Origin of the sequence: Bizionia hallyeonensis (assembly GCF_042657385.1) — a bacterium.
GTDB lineage: Bacteria > Bacteroidota > Bacteroidia > Flavobacteriales > Flavobacteriaceae > Algorimicrobium > Algorimicrobium hallyeonense.
On the sequence record NZ_JBHSLA010000001.1, the window covers coordinates 790,697 to 808,730 of the forward strand.

Annotated in this window: 17 protein-coding genes and 1 pseudogene; 4 read left to right on the forward strand and 14 right to left on the reverse strand. The window is 35.0% G+C overall.

From position 1 onward, the window contains the following. Positions 1-6: 6 nt before the first annotated feature. A complete protein-coding gene (locus ACFPH8_RS03605) occupies positions 7-2,106 on the forward strand; it encodes a M13 family metallopeptidase (protein WP_376858528.1) in 2,100 nt (699 codons plus the stop codon). A gap of 275 nt (positions 2,107-2,381) precedes the next feature. Here ACFPH8_RS03605 and ACFPH8_RS03610 read toward each other — a convergent pair whose 3' ends face one another. Then, entirely contained in the window at positions 2,382-3,086 is a 705-nt protein-coding gene (locus ACFPH8_RS03610; RefSeq protein ID WP_376858530.1) for a tetratricopeptide repeat protein, read from the reverse strand. 69 nt (positions 3,087-3,155) lie between these two features. Continuing rightward, entirely contained in the window at positions 3,156-5,456 is a 2,301-nt protein-coding gene (locus ACFPH8_RS03615; protein WP_376858532.1) for a M28 family peptidase, read from the reverse strand. A 112-nt stretch (positions 5,457-5,568) separates the two neighbouring features. Between ACFPH8_RS03615 and ACFPH8_RS03620 the strand changes: the two genes are divergently transcribed. After that, a complete protein-coding gene (locus ACFPH8_RS03620; protein WP_248397261.1) occupies positions 5,569-6,036 on the forward strand; it encodes a CBS domain-containing protein in 468 nt (155 codons plus the stop codon). On the opposite strand, the gene nadB is transcribed toward ACFPH8_RS03620, so the two are convergent. Both nadB and nadA read right to left on the reverse strand, forming a co-directional pair. Continuing rightward, a complete protein-coding gene (nadB, locus tag ACFPH8_RS03625) occupies positions 6,037-7,584 on the reverse strand; it encodes an L-aspartate oxidase (RefSeq protein WP_376858534.1) in 1,548 nt (515 codons plus the stop codon). 4 nt (positions 7,585-7,588) lie between these two features. Then, positions 7,589-8,515 carry a quinolinate synthase NadA gene (gene nadA / locus ACFPH8_RS03630; protein WP_376858536.1) on the reverse strand — a complete coding sequence of 309 codons (927 nt, stop codon included), beginning with the start codon at positions 8,513-8,515 and terminating at the stop codon, positions 7,589-7,591. A 141-nt stretch (positions 8,516-8,656) separates the two neighbouring features. On the opposite strand from nadA, the gene ACFPH8_RS03635 reads away from it, so the two are divergent. Next, the gene (locus ACFPH8_RS03635; protein ID WP_376858538.1) at positions 8,657-9,118 is read left to right on the forward strand and encodes an RrF2 family transcriptional regulator; all 462 of its coding nucleotides are present in this window, start codon (positions 8,657-8,659) and stop codon (positions 9,116-9,118) included. On the opposite strand, the gene ACFPH8_RS03640 is transcribed toward ACFPH8_RS03635, so the two are convergent. From ACFPH8_RS03640 to ACFPH8_RS03685, 10 genes are all read right to left on the reverse strand, one after another. Beyond that, positions 9,115-9,351 carry a cytochrome C oxidase subunit IV family protein gene (locus tag ACFPH8_RS03640; RefSeq protein WP_376858540.1) on the reverse strand — a complete coding sequence of 79 codons (237 nt, stop codon included), beginning with the start codon at positions 9,349-9,351 and terminating at the stop codon, positions 9,115-9,117. The genes ACFPH8_RS03635 and ACFPH8_RS03640 overlap by 4 nt on opposite strands. A gap of 1 nt (position 9,352) precedes the next feature. Then, complete coding sequence (locus ACFPH8_RS03645; protein WP_248397272.1) at positions 9,353-9,931, reverse strand: cytochrome c oxidase subunit 3; 579 nt, start codon at positions 9,929-9,931, stop codon at positions 9,353-9,355. Between the two features lie 10 nt (positions 9,932-9,941). Then, positions 9,942-10,895, reverse strand: a complete 954-nt coding sequence (locus ACFPH8_RS03650) for a DUF438 domain-containing protein (RefSeq protein WP_376859107.1) — start codon at positions 10,893-10,895, stop codon at positions 9,942-9,944. Between the two features lie 22 nt (positions 10,896-10,917). Then, positions 10,918-12,687, reverse strand: coding sequence for a nitric oxide reductase activation protein NorD (locus tag ACFPH8_RS03655; protein WP_376858543.1), 1,770 nt, complete (start codon positions 12,685-12,687; stop codon positions 10,918-10,920). 10 nt (positions 12,688-12,697) lie between these two features. Then, a complete protein-coding gene (locus tag ACFPH8_RS03660) occupies positions 12,698-13,540 on the reverse strand; it encodes a CbbQ/NirQ/NorQ/GpvN family protein (RefSeq protein ID WP_376858545.1) in 843 nt (280 codons plus the stop codon). A gap of 122 nt (positions 13,541-13,662) precedes the next feature. Beyond that, positions 13,663-15,006: a cbb3-type cytochrome c oxidase subunit I gene (locus ACFPH8_RS03665; protein ID WP_376858547.1), complete on the reverse strand. Its 1,344-nt coding sequence runs from the start codon at positions 15,004-15,006 to the stop codon at positions 13,663-13,665. An 88-nt stretch (positions 15,007-15,094) separates the two neighbouring features. After that, entirely contained in the window at positions 15,095-15,550 is a 456-nt protein-coding gene (locus ACFPH8_RS03670) for a c-type cytochrome (RefSeq protein ID WP_376858549.1), read from the reverse strand. A gap of 151 nt (positions 15,551-15,701) precedes the next feature. Next, positions 15,702-16,052, reverse strand: a complete 351-nt coding sequence (locus ACFPH8_RS03675; protein ID WP_066247556.1) for a hypothetical protein — start codon at positions 16,050-16,052, stop codon at positions 15,702-15,704. 113 nt (positions 16,053-16,165) lie between these two features. Then, entirely contained in the window at positions 16,166-16,810 is a 645-nt protein-coding gene (locus ACFPH8_RS03680) for a spermidine synthase (RefSeq protein WP_376858551.1), read from the reverse strand. A 39-nt stretch (positions 16,811-16,849) separates the two neighbouring features. Beyond that, on the reverse strand, positions 16,850-17,848 hold the full coding sequence (locus ACFPH8_RS03685; RefSeq protein ID WP_376858553.1) for a lipoate--protein ligase: 999 nt from the start codon (positions 17,846-17,848) through the stop codon (positions 16,850-16,852). A 32-nt stretch (positions 17,849-17,880) separates the two neighbouring features. Here ACFPH8_RS03685 and ACFPH8_RS15020 point away from each other — a divergent pair. Next, positions 17,881-18,030, forward strand: a pseudogene (locus ACFPH8_RS15020) (IS110 family transposase); the annotation flags it as partial. Positions 18,031-18,034: the final 4 nt, after the last annotated feature.

The window sequence follows — 18,034 nt, forward strand, 5'->3', positions numbered from 1 at the left end:
AAACTTATGAATTCAAACTTAAAAAAAGCATCATTATTGAGTGCAGCCGCCTTTATGGGTTTAATGGCTTGTAAGAATGAGGCTAAAGAAGAAACCGCGCTTGTGGAAACGGAATCCAATCCGGGGATTAATTTGGAATATATGGATCCCAATGTTAAACCAAATGACGACTTTTTTAACTATGTAAATGGTACTTGGTTAAAGACAACCGAAATTCCAGACGACCAATCTACGTGGGGAAGTTTTAATGAACTGCGAAAAAAAACAGACGCTGATGCCTTAAGTATTTTGGAAGCTGCCATGTCTGATGATAAGGATATAGATAAGATACAGGTGCTTCCGGGTTCCGATCAGGAGAAGGCCGTATTTTTATATCAAACTATAATGGATACCGTTGGTAGAAATAAGCAAGGTTTAGAGCCAATAAAGCCTTATTTAGCCAAAATTGATGCCATTGAAAATATTGATGATTTACAGGATTATATGATCGAGATGGAACCACTTGGAGGTGGTGGATTATATGGTTTTGGTGTAAGTTCAGATCCAAAAGACAGCAATAGAAACGTTGCTTATTTAGGCGGAGGAAGTACGGGTTTGCCAGACCGTGATTATTATGTAAAAGATGATGCAGATTCTAAAGAAAAACGTGAAAAATATGTGGCACATATTACCAGAATGTTACAATATTTAGGGGAAACCGAAGCGGAGGCAAATGCAGAAGCTAAGCAAATATTAGCGTTTGAAACACGTTTAGCAGAAGCTAAAATGGATAAAGTGGATAGACGTGACGCTAGAAAGCGTTACAATCCAAGATCTATTGAACAAGTACAAAAAATGGTACCAGCCGTTAATTGGAAAAACTTTTTAAGCGGAATTGGTGTTAAGGAATTAGATACCGTTATTATTGGAGACTTAAATTATTTTACCCGCTTGCAGGAAGTTTTAGCTGAAAATAATGTAGACGATTGGAAAGCATACCTGCGATGGGATGCCTTTAATGGGGCTGCTGGACAATTAAGTACGGAACTAGAAACTGCGAGTTGGGAGTTTTATGGTCGTGAATTAAATGGTGCCAAAAAGCAACGTCCACGTGATGAGCGTGCTTTAGGATCCTTAAATGGAACAGTAGGTGAAGCTTTAGGAAAACTATATGTTGATAAAATGTTTCCGCCAGAGGCTAAAGCCAAAGCAGAGAAAATGATTGCTAATGTAATTTTAGCTTTTGAAAATCGTATTAATAATTTGGAATGGATGAGTCCAGAAACCAAGAAAAAAGCAATTGAAAAACTACAAGCAACATCCATTAAAATTGCATATCCAGATAAGTGGAAAGACTATTCAGCATTAGAAATTAAAGGTGTTGATGAAGGTGGGTCATATTTACAGAACTCCTTAAATGCACGTGCTTGGAATTTTAAAAAGGATATTGATAAATTAGGGAAGCCAGTTGATAAAAGTGAATGGTATATGGCGCCACAGGTTGTAAATGCCTATTTTAATCCGGCTTATAACGAAATTGTGTTTCCAGCAGCTATTTTACAACCACCTTTCTATAATTATAAAGCGGATGACGCTGTAAATTACGGTGGAATAGGTGCAGTTATTGGACATGAGATATCGCATAGTTTTGACGATTCTGGATCGCGTTACGATAAAGATGGAAACTTAAATAACTGGTGGACAGATGAAGATTTAAAGCAGTTTGAATCTTTAGGAAACCAATTAGCCGATCAGTACAGCGCGATTGAAGTATTACCAGATGTTACTATTAATGGAAAATTCACTTTGGGTGAAAATATTGGTGATTTAGGTGGTGTTCTAGCAGCTTATGATGCCTTACAATTAAGTTTTAAGGAAAACGGCAGACCAGCAGATATTGATGGCTTTACAGCAGAGCAACGTTTCTTTATGAGTTGGGCAACTGTATGGAGAACTAAAATGCGGGACGATGCGTTAAAAACACGCATTAAAACAGATCCACATTCGCCAGGAATGAATCGTGCGGTGCAACCTTTATTAAATATAGATGCGTTTTATGAAGCATTTAATATTAAAGCAGGTGATAGCATGTATATTGCTCCAGACCAACGTGTAAGAATCTGGTAATTATTCTTAATATTTAGTATTTAAAATATAAAAGCAGCTAAATTTTTAGCTGCTTTTTCTTTGTCAAAAAAATACTTTTTTTTTAAAACTAAAGGGTCCTAATGAATTTTGACCGCGTGCATTGTTCGCTACAGATCATTCAAGATGTAATTTGATTAAGAGCAACTGGACATCATTATTTTGTTGGTAATTAGTTGTTTTAAGATATAAAAAAGCATCCATTTTTATTATAAAATGGATGCTTTAAAAACTACTAGTTGTTTAAAAAAAGAAATCTATTCTTTTGGTTTAGCTTCCTTTTTCTGATTTAATAAAGCATTTTTACTTAAAATAGCTAAATTGAAATTGGGTGCTGTTTTGATGGCTTCATCTAAAATAGAAATTGCAGCATCTATATTAGTTACCTTGTTTTCATTAAATTTTAATAAGGCTTTCAAATATAAAAATGCAGACTTCATTGAAACCTGATAAGGCTGTTGACTCTCATAAAATGTTTTACCCATATTTTCTTTTGAATTGGTTAAACCATATTCAATATAGCTGTTAGATTTTTCCAAGTTATTTGTTTGTAAATAAAGTTCAGCCAGCTCATAAGCTATAGAAGGGTCTGGCGTGCGCTTAAACAATTCTTCAAAATGAATAAGTGCGCGATTTGGTTCATTTAGGGCTTTTAAGGAAACCGCTTTTACCTCAATTGCAATATCAGAATCTGTAGGACTGTTATCAATGCCTATGGTATTTAAAGCTTGTATATGGTTGCCCTCGCTCATATATACCATAGCTAACGTGTCCTTATGTGCTTGTGCTTCTGAAGGTGATAACAAAATTAAATGCGTTAACCCGTTTATAATACCTTGGGAGTCTCCCTGAATTTTCATTTGCTTGTAATATTCACGGTAGTGATTCAGCAATTCTTGACTGGTTTGTGCTTGCGCTTGAAATCCTAAAACACATAACGCAACAATAAGTAATTTCTTCATAAAAAATAGTCGTTTAACAGGTTTCAAAGCTAAAAAAAATACTTAATGAATATCTTAAAACAATACTAATTATTTAATTGTCACTGTACTTTTAATAATAACCGCATCGTTTAGCACAAATGGTTTCGGTATCATGGCTTTTGTTCTGTTTGGAATTGTAAAATGATTATTACTTAGTAAATCATAAGTAGCTTCGTAAAACTGTAAAGTTGTTTTTTGATTCTTCGGAACCACCAATTGCATACTTAACGGTTCATTTTCGGATACATAATAACTAAATAATCTGTTATTGTAGCGGTCATCAAAAGCATGAGCAGATGCGTCATCTTTTATAGCGGGAATACCGTTAATAATGGCATCCTTGAGAATATTTGTACTATCAGCAAAAACTTCCACGCGTTCAGCAAGCCTATTGGATTTAAATAGCAGTGTGATATTTCGGTTTGCACCAATAATAGTATCTGAAATAATTATTATTTCTGGATTTTCAAGTGCTTTAACAGGCGCTGTTTTAGTAAAAGTAAAACCCGATTTATATTTACTGCCCATGGTGTTTTGATTTAATAGTGAAGCATCATCGGGTGAGTCCGTTAAAAAAGGTTGTGTGTAACTATCTAAAGCATCATCATAAGTGGCCCAAACAGCTGTATTGGTATTACTATCTAAAACATAATTTAAACTATTAGGTCTAGGTCTATCTTCTGAAAAATCAGATTTAAAATGGGCCATGGCTAAACATATTATGCTTGCTCCTAAAAACACATAAGACCATAGTTTTTTATGGTTGAAAAAGCCAAAAACAGAAACCAACATACCAAAAATTAAAACTACCAAAATACAGGAAACAAACAGGATTTTTAGTCCGAGTCCCACAGGAAACATTTTTATAAATGGCACCATAATGGTCAAGACTGGAAAACCTAAAAGTGCCATTAAAATCAGGTTTGGTTTTTTCTGTCTTATCAGTATAAACAAGGTTATTAATCCGAAGAAAACAGGAAGAATAAAAAAGCTTGCGCCTGGCAATACAAAAGCCACAAGCGTACAGATTAACAGCCAGAAAAATAAAGGTGCTACAAATAAACTAGCCGTATTTTCTGGTTTATGAAATATATGATAGACCCAAAAACAAATAGCTAAAGCCAAAAATGTAAACGCAAAAATATACACATGGCCATTATAAGTAAAGCCATGAAGCATCTCGGCATATTGTGGGTATATTAGTTTTATTACAAACCATAAACCAAAACCTATTCCGCCGGCTGAAAGGAGGGCCAAAAAGAAAGCTGCAAAACCACGACCAATTTCAGAACCTATAAATGCTTCGCGTTTAAAACCATAAATTAAGAGCGCTATAAATCCTAAAAACCCTAAAATGAGCATTGGAAAAATCCATGAAAACGGGTAAATAACCGTCTTAAAAAGGGGTGCATTAAAATAGATATAATCTTCCTTACTTTTTACTGAAGATAAATTGGCGTCTGAAAAATAATGGAGTAACGGCATTAAATAACTGCCTTGATGTTCCAAAGTATTTCTATCTAAACGTTCGTAAGTATCTAGAGCAGTATGGTAATCAAAATGATCGTCTATAAACGCAAAATTGAAACCATCAATATTTCCATCTTCCCGAAAACGGGTTAAGTCTGTATCATTTGGTAACATTTTATAAATACTGTAGGCCAAAGAATTGGCTACCGGATATTCTGGGTTAGCAGCTACAAAATGCTTCATTAATTCTGCATTTCCTTGGTTGGTTTCAATAAGCATATAACTTGGTCCACCAGTACCACGAGCTTCAAAATTTAGAACCAAACCAACATCTTTTGCCCATGGATGTTTATTTACAAAAATATCAGCACCATTCAACCCTAATTCTTCCGCATCAGAAATAACAATAATAATATCGTTTTTAGGTTGTTTGTTCTCACTTAAAAATGCCCGAAGACTTTCTAAAATTGTAACAACGCCAGATCCGGCATCACTAGCACCAAAAGAGGAATGTGGTTGACTGTCATAATGGGTGAGTAATAACAAGGCTTTGCCGTTTTCTTCACCTTTGTATCGTGCAATAATATTTTTTGGTTTCGATAAATTACCCCATTTCGTGATTGAAAACGCTTCCTGCACTTCTGTTTCTAACCCTAAAGCTTCTAATTGTTGGATGATGTAATTTCTAACGCGTGTATGCTCCGCATTTCCCAAGTAATGTGGAGCTTTACTAATTTCTTTTAAGTGTACCAAAGCACGTTCTGTAGAAAACTCGTTTTCGGGAGTATCTAATGTTGAAATATTTTGAGGTAATAACACTGAAAAACTCCAGTATACGGCAAAAGCAATAAGAATTAAAGCGAGTAATTTTTTTAACATGAGGATGTACAATTAGTTTGAGAACATAAAAGTACGCAAATTATGAGCAATCTTAAACTTTAGGAAAATAGTATTAAATTTCCTATATTCAAGGTTCTAAATATCTAAAAATATGGGCATTAAAAGTTTTCAAGGTGCGCGAAAGCAGCAACATAACGCAACAGACAATCAGCAATTAAAAGTTAGCGATTACATGACACGCGATTTAATTACGTTTAACCCCGAACAAACGGTTGATGAAGTAATCCATTTGTTAATTTCAAATAAAATTTCAGGTGGTCCTGTGGTAAATTCACAAAATGAGTTAGTTGGTATTATTTCGGAAGGAGATTGTTTAAAACAAATTTGCGAAAGTCATTATTACAATATGCCAATTGAACAAGATACCGTTGATAAACGAATGATAAAAAAGGTGGAAACTATCGATGGAAATATGGATGTTTTTGAAGCGGCCAAAAAGTTTCTAGACTCTAAAATTAGGCGTTTTCCTATTGTTGAAGAAGGTAAATTAGTGGGGCAAATTAGTCAGAAAGATATTTTAAAAGCAGCCATGAAGCTCAAAGGCCATAATTGGAAATAGTTACACATTGTCCTTATTATAAAAACCACCACGATTCTCTTTTCGTTCCAAAGATTGCCCGATAATTAAATGTGCCACATTTACCATATTGCGTAATTCGCACAAAGCTGTGCTAATTTGTGATGTTTTATAAAGTGCGTCTACATCGGTGTAAATTGCATCCAATAAACTAATGGCTTCCAGTAGCCGTTGATTACTCCTTACAATTCCTACATAGTCACGCATTACTGTCTGTAATTTTTTTAAATTGTCTGCTATTAAAACGCCATCCTTTAAATTGTTGGTGCCATGATCTTGCCAATCTGGAATCTCTAGTTTTTTTCCCGAAACGGGAAAATCAACATGATATTTATAAATATTGTGGGCATATACTAACGCTTCTAAAAGTGAGTTTGATGCTAGTCTGTTAGCGCCATGAAGTCCGGTTCGGCTGCATTCGCCACAAGCAAATAAATTAGTAATAGACGTTTTTCCATTTCGGTCTACTTCTATACCACCGCAAACATAATGGGAAGCAGGAACTACTGGAATCCAATCTTTACGGATATCAATCTTGTTTTCTAAACAGGTATTATAAATATTAGGAAAATGATTCTTAAAACCATCTAAATCCAAATGTGTACAATCTAGATACACGCAAGAATCACCTGTTTTATGTAATTCCGTATCTATGCTTTGTGAAACAATATCTCGGGAAGCTAGTTCAGCACGATCATCATAATTTAGCATAAACCGAACACCATTTTTAGTGCGTAAATAGCCGCCAAAACCTCTCACGGCTTCTGAAATTAAAAAAGCAGAACCTTCCTGTTTTGTGTATAATGCCGTTGGGTGAAACTGCACAAACTCCATATCTTTTATGCGTGCTTTTGCTCGGTATGCCATGGCAATACCATCACCTGTGGCAATACTTGGGTTGGTTGTGTGACCATAAACGCGACCAATGCCACCTGCAGCCAAAACCGTACTATCTGCTTGAATGGTTATAATTTCCTTGTTATTCTCATTCAATACATAGGCACCAAAACAGGTTGTACATGATGCGTTTTGATTTAGCTGATGTTCGGTTATTAGATCAATGGCAAAATGATGTGGTAAAATTTGAATATTGGTAAGTTGATGCGCACGTACCAATAACGCACGTTCAATTTCATAACCTGTAATATCTTTATAGTGAACCACACGAAATTCACTATGACCACCTTCCTTGCCTAAATCTAGGTTTCCAGTTGAGTCTAAATCAAATTGGGCGCCCCAAACCATCAATTCTTTTAAGCGTTTAGGTCCTTCTGTAATAACCATATCTACAATGTCCTTATTGCATAAACCATCGCCAGAAATTAAGGTGTCTTCAATGTGTTTTTGAAACGAATCCGTTTTGTCATCCAATACCACGGCAACACCGCCTTGTGCGTATTTGGTGTTGGATTCGTCTTCGGTTCCTTTGGTAACAATTGTGATGTTTTTCTTCGGAAACGTCTCGGCATATTTTACAGCTAAAGTTAAGCCAGCAACACCCGAACCAATAATTAATAATTCGGTTTTCATGGTTTTATTTTGAAAGTTCCAGCATACGCTCAATAGGAATTAATGCCTGTTTTCTTATGGTTTCTGGAACGTCAATTTGTGGTGATTCATTCAATAAGCAATCATATAATTTTTGCAGTGTATTTACTTTCATAAACGCGCATTCGCTACAAGCGCAGGTATTATCCTCTACGGCAGGAGCTGGAATTAATAAGGCATCTGGCACTTCTTGTTGCATTTTATGCAGAATACCAGCTTCGGTAGCCACGATAAATTTTCCTTGTGGATGGGCCTTCACATAATTAATCATTCCGGCTGTAGAACCAATATAATTGGCAGCATCTAAAATATGAGCTTCAGATTCTGGATGGGCAATAATTTTGGACCCTGGATTTTCTTGATATAGCTTTAAAAGTTTATCAATTGAAAAAGCTTCGTGCACAATACAGGCGCCATCCCAAAGCACTAAATCTCGACCAGACACTTTACTAATATAATGGCCTAAATTTTTATCTGGTGCAAAAATAATAGGTGTTTCCTTTGGAACAGATTCTACTATTTTTAGCGCATTGGATGAGGTGCAAACAATATCACTCATGGCTTTTATTTCAGCCGAACAATTAATGTAGGTTATAACTTTATGATTGGGATGTTGTTCCTTAAAAACTTTAAAAGCATCTGGCGGACAAGAATCTGCCAAGGAGCAACCTGCATTTAAATCCGGTAGAACAACCGTTTTATTAGGGTTTAAAATTTTTGCTGTTTCTGCCATAAAATGCACACCAGCAAAAACAATAATATCGGCATCTGTTTCTGCAGCTTTTTGTGATAACCCTAAACTATCACCAACATAATCAGCTACATCCTGAATGTCTGGTATTTGATAATAATGTGCTAAAATAACCGCATTTTTCTCCTTTTTTAAACGTAGGATATTTTCTTTTAAGTTCAAGGTGTTTACGTATTTACAGGTTATACAAGACGCAAATTTATGGGTAATGAGATTTATAAATCATGACATAAATCATAAATCTGGAGCCATTTGCAAAAATTAGGACTAAAATATCTTTTTTATATCTTTGAAAAAAAAACTGTGTTATCAAATGCCTGTCAATACGCTATTAGATCCATTCTGTATTTAGGAATGTGTTCTGATATAGACCATAAAATTGGTGTTAAAACTATTTCGGAGGAACTGGAAGTGCCACAACCATTTTTAGCCAAACTGCTTCAGCAATTAAATAAGAATCAATTAGTAACCTCAGTTAAAGGTCCTCATGGTGGTTTTTATTTAAGTGAAACCAATAAACAGCGAACCGTTTGGGATATTGTACAAGTTATTGATGGGCATGATAAATTTAATCAATGTTTTTTAGGGCTTTCTAAATGTGGCGATGATAATCCATGTCCAGTGCATTTTACAGTTTCTGCCTTCAAACAAAAAATACTTAAAGATTTTGAAGAAAAAACATTGGCCGAATTTGTTGATGATATTAAACTAAAAGGACGTTATATTTCCTTAAAAGCGTTTGATATTTTAGAAGAACCATCTTAAATAATGATAACCAAGCCTGTAAAAAGAGTTAAGCAGCCAATTAGTAAAGCTTTCCATAATACATGAGCTTCGCGAAGTTCCATAAAATAAAAGGCAACTATTAAAAACTTAATAGCAGCTAAAATCATAATGATTTCAGTAGCATTTCCCAGTTCCAGGTTGGATATAACAGCAGATATAACGGTTAAAATAAGTAATACCGCTAGTACGTAAAAAAACGATTTCTGTTTCATATTAAAATACTAAATAGATTAATGGAAATAATAAAAGCCAGATTAGGTCACACATATGCCAAAACGTAGCACTAGCTTCTACATCTTCTAGAATAAGTGTTTCAGGTTTTTTTATCATAGTGCGTAATACTGAAGCTAAAATTACCAATCCAACGAGTACGTGAATGACATGAAATAAGGTAAGCATCCAATAAAATGAGAAAAAGGTGTTGTAATCCATGGTTAAACCTACATCAATTTTCCCCATATATTCTACTGTTTTCAATCCTAAAAACAGCAAGCCACCAAGCATGGTTAGTTTTAAATATAATTTTGATTTTTGGATGTTTTGAGCTTTCAGCGCACTAACTGTAAGCGCCATAAAAAACCCACTAACCAATAAAAACAAGGTGTTTATTGTGCCAAAACTGGTGTTTAATAATAATCTGGATTGATGGAACACGTCTGGTTCGTCTTTACTAAATAAAACCATAGCAATTAGTACACCACCAAAGGTAATGAGCTCGAGGTAAATAATGATCCACATTAAAATTCCTCCTGGCGGATAATATACGGACGGTTTGGTTGTATGTTGATTCATGTTGTAATTTTTAATCCCAATCTAATAGTCTTTTTTGTCCTTCTAACTTCTGAATTTCAGTGATATCTTGCGACATCTCAATTACAACTTTGTAGATGAGGTTTTTATCGCGAATAGCAAAGTATCGGATATGGATAATTTGTCCTTTAAAATTGAACCAAAATTCGGCAGTATCCTTATTGCCAGCTTTAAACTCTTCTAGGATTCTTAAAACCATATCGACACTTTTTGGTGGATGACAAAACCGGACCTCTCTTCCAATAATTCCCTTACTTCTAGCAAATACGCGATCCTCACCTCTGTTGTAAAATATTACCTTGTCATTTTCGTCCACATAAGTAATGTCTATGGGTAAAAACTTCAACAATAAATTAACTTGTTCAGGAGTCATATAACCTTCATCATAGTGTGATGTGTTTTCTAATGAAAAGCTTTGGGTGCGTTCAGTAACATCTTCACTAGGATGAATATATTTAGGTTCTATAGCAGGAAATGGCGCGGGCTTTTCTTTAAGCATCCAACCAATTTCCTCATCACCTTCATAAAATTCGTCCCAATCTGCTTTGCTTAATAAGCGTTTAGCATTGGGGAATAAATTTTGATCTTCAATAAGCATTAACCGTTTAATTCCTTCCAATAGATAAGGTAGGTTTTCAGTAATCTTCTTGATATCTTTTGTTTCGTTATGGCTGTTTAATAAGCGAATTTGATCTCTTAAAACATCATGAAATGACCACATGCCTTGACTTGGTCCATTCCAATGGTGTTTTTCTAAATAAGGAAAGAGCTGATTTTCTTTGCGTTTAAACCGTTTTTCAATGGTTGATAGTTGATTAAAAATATTAAAGTACTTTTGAAAATCTTCGGAGACGTTTACATCATATAATTCTAAAATTAAATCTTGAATTAAAGCACTTTCTTGATAGTATACTTGCAAGGGATGACCTTGCTCTAACTGTTCTATTTCTGGTAAAAATGAATTCATTCTAACTTTGGTGTTTTATTTTTTCGTAGAGTTTTACTAACGATTCTAATAACTCGACAGGTGTTGTTAATATTTGATAATGGTTTTGTCCAAACATTTGCGGCAAATAATATTTGGCTTCCGCTTCAATTGCCAAGGCGTATGAATTAATGTTACGCTGATTTAATTCGCGTAAGGCTTGTTTTACGTCCTGAATGCCATATTTGCCTTCGTATTTATCGTAGTCATTTGGTTTACCATCGGAAATTAAAATAACCCATTTGTTTTTGGTGTCTCGAGCGTCTAGCAAAGCGCCAGAATGTCGTAAAGCTGTACCAATTCTGGTGTATCCACTAGGTTCCACCGCGCCAATTTTATGTTTGGCCGTGTCCCAATTATCGTCAAAACCTTTTAAGGTGAGGTAGGTTGCGTAATTCCTTGTTTTGGAAAAGAAACAATCTATGGAGAAATCCACATTAAATTCGTTTAAAATTTCTCCGAAAATAATGGAAACTTGTTTTTCAACATCAATTACTTTATTGCCTCCAGCATATCCGTCACTAGATAAGCTGACATCTAATAAGATTGAAATAGATAAATCTTTGTCTTTTTTTCGTTTTGATAGGTAAATTTTTTCCGAAGGTGTTCGTCCCGAATTTATATCCACATATAAATCTGTTATAGCATCTAAGTCAAAATCGTCACCTTGTGTTTGACTGCGTTGTTGCTGATATTTATTATTAACAGACGTCAACATTTTACGCAAACCTGTTAAGGTCGACGCATTTTTTTGAAGTGTTTTTTTATAATATGCCGCATCTGTTTCTAGTTGTTTTTTAGGGTATACTTTACAGAAATTCGGTTTATAGGCACGCTTGGAATAGTCCCATTCGTCATAAGCAATATGTGGCGCTTCTGTGTCTAATTCGGTACTTTCAGAAATGGTGGTGTTTTCTATAAATTCTGCTTGATAAATGGAATGAACGGGATCGTCCACACGAACGGTATGTTTCATGTTGAGGTCTTCCAAAGCGTTTGCATGATCGTCCAAATCATCATCCCCATCAAAATCTCTCCAGCCTCCTTCCCATTCTTCGGCTGTTTCGGCTTTTTCAAAATTATGCAGTAGCACATAATCTTCCTGTTGCTTTTTATCTATTTCTAACGTGGAAATTTCTTCGACAGCATTCGCCTTTAAAATGGTATTTATTTCGTGGTCTATGGCTATTTTTACCTGTTCTGAAATATTTTTCAACACCGATTTCTTTAAGGTTTCTGGATCATTTTTCATCCATTTTCCGTAAATAAAACTTAAATCTTCAGGGGTTTTTTCGGTTGATTTGTTGAAGTATAAGGTAATTAATTCCTGATGAATTTTCTTGTTTATTGGAAATTGTTGAAACATCTCATTTAAAACTAAACTAGAAGTTTCCTGGGCTTTTTCTCGAGCGTCTTCCAAAGTAAATTCATCTTCAGACATAAAATTTAAATGCTGATTTTTTTGAATGGATAGATATACAATTCGAAAAATATAGAATTTGGTGTTTTGTTCAAAAGTGGCAAATTCAGAAAATTGTGTCGGTAAAAAGAAGCTATTGTTTTTATAACCACCTTCACGTTCCGCTTCAAAAATCTCAATGGCTTGACCGGTAATTGCTCTAGAAAAAATAGTGAGCCGTTGCTTTATATCTTTTAGTTTAACCGCATGTTCCAATGTTTCTTGAGCATTTTTTTTACGACGCTTTAAAAACTTGGCAACTTTGGAAAAGAGATATTCATCAGGTTCAAACATGATTCGTTTTTTAAATCATTAAATCGCATAAATCAGCTAAAGCTTCCGTAATTTCAAGATCGTCTGTTAAGGGTTCAACCACAGCCACACGAACTGCTAAACGTTTTCCTAAACCGGTGTGAATTAATTTGGCGGCATCCACCAATAAACGTGTTGAAACGGTTTCAGTTAAACCAAGTTCTGTTAGGTTTCTAATTTTAGTAGCAATAGATACTAATTTTTTAGCTGTTGCCGCATCAATTTGGGTTTCATTGCTTAAGATTTCCGCTTCGTCTTTTTCATTTGGATAATTAAAAGCCAAGGCAATAAAACGTTGCCTGGTAGACGGTTTTAATTCCTTAAAGCCTTTTTGATAACCAGGATTAAAGGACGCAACCAACATAAAATCGGGATGTGCTTTTATGGTTTCGCCTAGTTTATCAATATAAAGTTCTTTTCTATGATCGGTAAGCGAGTGAATGGCTACAATAACATCGGGTCTGGCTTCGGCAATTTCATCTAAATAAATAATAGCGCCTGTTTTTACTGCTTGAGTAAGGGGACCATCAATCCAAACGGTTTCGGAACCTTGAATTATATAGCGACCAATTAAATCGGTGGAGGACGTCTCCTCATGACAGGAAATAGTAATTAGTTTCTTGTTTAATTGATGCGTCATGAAATCTATAAAACGTGTTTTTCCTGTTCCTGTAGGCCCTTTTAATAATACCTGAATTTTGTTTTTATAAGCGTGATCAAATACTTCTACTTCTTTTGCTATAGGTTTGTAAAAGGGAATGGTAGTTGCTGTTTGTTGATTTTCTGTTTTCAATTTAGAAGGCTTTATATCGGATGACTCTAATGTGTTGTTCATGGTTTGTAAAATTTAAAAAAGGCCTTTAGTATAAGACTTTTGAAGTTGTGGGTTGTCAGGTATGAGCAAATAAAGCTTCAATAACTCGGGGTAACTAAAAGGCCCTTTTTTGCAATTCAGTGTTATAAATCTGATTCTAAATCTAATGCTTCATCTGTAGGTAATCCATGCTTATAGAAGTCCCAGATGTAAAAAATAATACCCGTAAAAAAGAGTGTTGCACATAAAATTAGTACAACAAAGTGAATGCTTACTTCGGCTTGTACTTCCATAAAGTCCATTTTAAATTTGCGTTCCAAATATACTTGAGCTACACCTGCAACACCAAAGGCAACCGTCATACCTACCATACCTACATTAGACATCCAGAAAGCGGCACGTCCAATAGGGCTGTCGTAAAACTTTCTACCGGTCATATTTGGTAAGGCATAACTAATAATGGCTAGAACAATCATGGCATAAGCTCCCCAAAAAGCTAGGTGTGCATGCATGGCAGTTACTAAAGTTCCATGTGTGTATAAATTGGTTTGTGGTAGCGTATGGGCAAATCCTAATAAACCAGCGCCTACAAAAGAGACAATAGCCGAGCCTAAAGTCCAGAAGAGTGCTATTTTATTAGGGTGTTTCTTTTCGCCTTTTCTGTACATATTTACAGCAAATAAGGCCATGGCCAAGAATGCTAAAGGTTCCAGTGCAGAGAAAATGCCACCTACAATTAACCAGATTTTATTTACTCCAATATAATAGTAGTGATGTCCTGTTCCTAAAATTCCTGATAGGAAGGTTAAACCAACAATAACATATAACCATTTTTCAATAACCTCTCTATCAACACCCGTAAGTTTTATTAATAAAAAGGATAGAATACCGCCCATGATTAACTCCCAAACACCTTCAACCCATAAATGAACAACCCACCATCTGAAAAAAGAATCGGTTACTTGACTATCAAAAGGCAACATGCCTGGAATATAGAGTAAAGCAGCAAAAACCAAGCCCATGGTGAGAACGAGCGCTGTTGTGGTTTTGCGTTTTCCTTTAAAAAGGGTGGCTAAAATGATTCCTAAAAACAGTAATACGTTTGCTACAACTAAATAATCTAATTGTCTGGGTATTTCTAAAAATTTACGACCTTCCCACCAGTTAAAATGGTAGCCAACTACTGCAGCAACACCAACAACGGCAAGTGAAATTAATTGAACATAAGCCCATTTAACACTAACTAAGTCGCGTTGTGCTTCTTCAGGGATAATATAATAGGCAGCGCCCATAAAACCAGAAAGCAACCAAACGACTAAAAGGTTGGTATGTACAGCTCTTGCTGTGTTAAAGGGGATGAATTCGTGAAGACCATCAAATCCAATACGAGCAAAACCCATAATGAACCCGTAGGTGATTTGTAAAACGAGGAGTAGCATGGAAAAGGCAAAAAACCAGTAGGCTACTTTTTGAGATTTATATTTCATTGGTTTAGTTTTATTATGTTAGAAGCCAGAAGCAATACCTAGTAAACATGTTATATAGTATCAACGTGTTTAAAAGTGTAATTCTGGGTTAGTTGTTTTTTTTCTTTCTTTCAATTCTGTCTTTAGCTAGAGGGGATATAACGGTATCAAAACCATTCAAATCTATACCGCCAATCCAATCAAAAAAGGCTATTAAATCTTCAGCCTCCTCGGCGGTGAACCCATAGGCAACCATTTGTCTTCCGTTGGGATTCCACGGAACTGGCGACATTAAAACGGCTTTAACATAACCTTCGCCTCTGCGGTCTAGTACTTTTGTTAATTCGGGAGCGTAGTAGGCACCTTCACCTAAAATAGTATGGCAACCCATACAATTGTTTTCTTCCCATAAAACTTTGCCGTGAATTACTTGTTCGGTAATGCCTTCATGGTTGGTTTGATCTTGCCCTTTGCTTAAGGAGAAAATGGTTAATCCTATAAATATTAAGAATGTTACCACAGTTCCTCCCAAGAAAAACGCGCGTGCTTGTTTTTTTGATAGCATATGATTAGTCGTTAATTAGTTAAAAAGACCTTTTAGTCTTCTATGCAAAATAAAAGAGTGGATTAACCTAAAACATGACATTAATCATATAATGGGATAAAAGTTAAAATTTTCTTAAATTATTGATAATGGGCTTGTTAAGGTTGTAAAGTTAGCCTTCCCGTTTCACCAAAGCATAATAATCGCCCTCTAAAGGCAAGTAGCCTTGATCATAAACAAAATAATAAACCGTACCAGCTTTGGTTGTGTAGATACTGGTGAAATAATTAAAATCGAAACCTTTTTCAATGAGTTTCGCTCTGGATGATTTGGTTTTTTGCTCTGGATTCAGCTCTTCCAGAATGCGGTAGTTTTTACGTAAACGGTTATTGGTATTTCTAATTAGGTTTTTGGAGTCTTTATTCACGCGATTATTAAACGAATTTCTACAGGCATCACTACAGAATTTTTTATCAATTCGGCCAACAATTTTATCACCACATTCTGGACATTGTTTTTGCATACTGCTGATTTTTGAAATTACTTTTTGACTAAACTTTCAACTTATTTCATTTCTTAAGTAGAATAAATAGCCAAGTTATTGCCTAAATATATAAATTATTCTCTAAGAAGCCATTACAAAGCTTTTCCAATAACCACCGTATTTGTTTGATTCACTTTTTTGTAAACATCCACTTGGTAGATATGCGATTTTAAATAACTAATAATATGCTCTAGTTTTTGAGAAAGCTCTTTGTCTAATGAGGCATTAAATAAAATGGAACCACTTGCCGATTTGCGTTTTAGAGTGGTCTCCCAAAATGATAGATCTAGAAATTGTTCGGGAACCGTGAGGTCTATAAATAAATCGATGATGATGAGATCGAACGTATCTGGTGTGTTTTCAATATAATGCAGTGCATCATCACATATAATATTTAATTTTTTAGAAGTTTCAATCTGAAATTCTTGCTTCGCAATGGCTATTATTTGTGGATCAATATCTACAGCTGTAATTTGATTTTGGTAATTAAAATCGGTTCTCAGTGTTTCAATAACACTGCCGCCACCAAGTCCTAAAACAAGAATGGAATTCACATTTTTAAGGTCTAGTTTCTCCAAACCAAACTTTAAAATGCGCTGTAATGAACCATACGAATAGTTAGCGTTTTTAGAATTTAAATGTTTTTTTCCGTTGTACCAAGTAATTTCTAACGTGCCGTTAATTTCCGATTTTACTTTTTTGGTAATAGGATATAAATAGCTTAAAAGTTTTGCCATGGGTGTAAAGGTAGCACTTTATTGTGATGGCTTATAGCATTAATCATTCCCATAAATGAGATTTAAAAACTCCATTTTTTCTAAATCGCCAAAATATTCTTTAACAGACAAGTTTTTTAATGCCTTTGTGATTTCAACTTTATCATAAGGCACACCAATAAGCAAGCTTTCAATGTCTGAAACGGGTTTTCTACCAAAGAAATCGCCAAAGACTTTACATTCCGAAATATGGCCTTTTTCAACAAAAATGCGCAAATCAATTTCTCCTACAGAAAACCGCTTGTTGCGTTGGATATTAAACTTGGGCGATCGTCCAAAATTCCAATCCCATAAATCATATTTATCGGCTTTCAGTTTATAAACCGCTTGCCATTCCGCTTCCGTTAATTTGTAGGTTTCAAAAGGTTCACTGGCTTCATATAATCCAACCAGTAGCTGATTTTTAAAAGCTTCCATAGATATGGGGGTTTTTAAAAATTCGCTAATATTAGCCACGCGACTTCTTACCGATTTATGACCTTTAGATTCTATTTTGCTCATTTTTACTTGAAGCGCTTTTGTTACTTCGCTCATATCTGTATCAAATAAAAGGGTACCATGACTAATCATCCGTTTTCCTGTAGAAAACTGCGCAGTTCCAGAAATTTTCTTCTCGTTTACCAAAATATCATTTCGGCCTTTGAGTTCAGCCGAAACGCCCATATTATTTAAAACCCGAATAACGGGTGCTGTAAATTTTTTAAAGTTGCTTATACGTTTTCCATCATGATTGGTAATAAAACTAAAGTTTAAATTTCCTAAATCATGATAAACCGCGCCACCACCAGAAACACGACGCACCACATGGATGTTGTTATCATCTATATATTCCTGGTTAATTTCCTCCAAGGTATTTTGGTTTCTTCCAATAATAATGGATGGCTCGTTAATGTAAAACAGCAAATAATCTGTGGAAGTATCAAAATGCCTTAAGGCATATTCTTCTAAAGCTAGGTTTAGTTTTGGATTGGTGTGGCCTTCATTGTCTATGAAAATCATAAGGGGTGTCTTGTTTGGTAGATAACAAAGATAGCGAAATTTATGAGCGCATAGTTGTTCTAGGAAAACCAAAATTAGCATTAATTGCAGTATGTAATAAGCCGTTAAAACAGGCTTTTGCTAGTACAAAATCAGGATTAATATATGAGAATACTCATAGAAGTACTTTGGTGAAACGTTAATGCG

Excerpts from the sequence above, each read along its gene's own strand:
- ACFPH8_RS03685 (WP_376858553.1), bottom strand. The coding sequence starts at position 17,848 with ATGATTTTCATAGACAATGAAGGCCACACCAATCCAAAACTAAACCTA.
- ACFPH8_RS03615 (WP_376858532.1), bottom strand. The coding sequence starts at position 5,456 with ATGTTAAAAAAATTACTCGCTTTAATTCTTATTGCTTTTGCCGTATAC.
- ACFPH8_RS03680 (WP_376858551.1), bottom strand. The coding sequence starts at position 16,810 with ATGGCAAAACTTTTAAGCTATTTATATCCTATTACCAAAAAAGTAAAA.
- ACFPH8_RS03620 (WP_248397261.1), top strand. The coding sequence starts at position 5,569 with ATGGGCATTAAAAGTTTTCAAGGTGCGCGAAAGCAGCAACATAACGCA.
- ACFPH8_RS03665 (WP_376858547.1), bottom strand. The coding sequence starts at position 15,006 with ATGAAATATAAATCTCAAAAAGTAGCCTACTGGTTTTTTGCCTTTTCC.
- ACFPH8_RS03640 (WP_376858540.1), bottom strand. The coding sequence starts at position 9,351 with ATGAAACAGAAATCGTTTTTTTACGTACTAGCGGTATTACTTATTTTA.
- nadB (WP_376858534.1), bottom strand. The coding sequence starts at position 7,584 with ATGAAAACCGAATTATTAATTATTGGTTCGGGTGTTGCTGGCTTAACT.
- ACFPH8_RS03670 (WP_376858549.1), bottom strand. The coding sequence starts at position 15,550 with ATGCTATCAAAAAAACAAGCACGCGCGTTTTTCTTGGGAGGAACTGTG.
- ACFPH8_RS03645 (WP_248397272.1), bottom strand. The coding sequence starts at position 9,931 with ATGAATCAACATACAACCAAACCGTCCGTATATTATCCGCCAGGAGGA.
- ACFPH8_RS03675 (WP_066247556.1), bottom strand. The coding sequence starts at position 16,052 with ATGCAAAAACAATGTCCAGAATGTGGTGATAAAATTGTTGGCCGAATT.
- ACFPH8_RS03610 (WP_376858530.1), bottom strand. The coding sequence starts at position 3,086 with ATGAAGAAATTACTTATTGTTGCGTTATGTGTTTTAGGATTTCAAGCG.
- ACFPH8_RS03605 (WP_376858528.1), top strand. The coding sequence starts at position 7 with ATGAATTCAAACTTAAAAAAAGCATCATTATTGAGTGCAGCCGCCTTT.
- ACFPH8_RS03660 (WP_376858545.1), bottom strand. The coding sequence starts at position 13,540 with ATGAACAACACATTAGAGTCATCCGATATAAAGCCTTCTAAATTGAAA.
- ACFPH8_RS03655 (WP_376858543.1), bottom strand. The coding sequence starts at position 12,687 with ATGTTTGAACCTGATGAATATCTCTTTTCCAAAGTTGCCAAGTTTTTA.